This is a genomic window from Streptomyces sparsus, from assembly GCF_054776295.1.
Genome location: NZ_BAAHCA010001733.1, coordinates 1 through 523, shown reverse-complemented (window position 1 = coordinate 523; position 523 = coordinate 1). Strand labels below are relative to the sequence as shown.

General features: G+C 73.8%; 1 protein-coding gene. It reads right to left on the bottom strand.

Going from position 1 to position 523, the window contains the following annotated elements; translation table 11 throughout:
• Nucleotides 1-523, bottom strand: a 523-nt coding sequence (locus ACYVE9_RS30555) for a coiled-coil domain-containing protein (protein WP_461031088.1), incomplete at both ends; no start/stop codon positions are given.

The window sequence follows — 523 nt, the reverse complement described above, 5'->3', positions numbered from 1 at the left end:
CGGGCGCCCGCCGCTGCGGGAGGCCCGTTCGCGCTCCGAACGCTCCTCGGGTGTCAGGCGGTTGAGGAGCTGCCGGGCCGCGCTGAGCTTGCTCTGCACGGCCTTCTTGTGCCGTTTCAGCTCCCTGCCGTGGTGCTCGAGCCGGATGAGCTTCTCGCCGGCCTCCGCCCGCTGCTGCGCCAGCAGCCGCTTGGCGCGCAGGAGTTCGCGGAGCTTGCCGGAGTGGCGGCTGCTGATCCGGTCCAGGGTCGCGGCCTTGTCGAGATAGCCCTCCGGGTCCTCGGAGAGGATCAGCGCCACCGTCGGGTCCAGTCCGGCCGAGCGGTACTGGGCGCCGGCCACGGAGGCCAGCGCCCCGCGCATGCGGTTGACCTCGGCCTGCCCGCGCGCCGCCCGGTCCTGGGCGCGTTCCACCTGCTCGCGCAGCCGCTCGACCTTCTCGGCGGCGGCGTTGTACTTCTCGGTGGCCCGCTCGGCCTCCGTGTAGAGCTGGTCGACGCGTGACCCGGCGGACTCCGCCGAG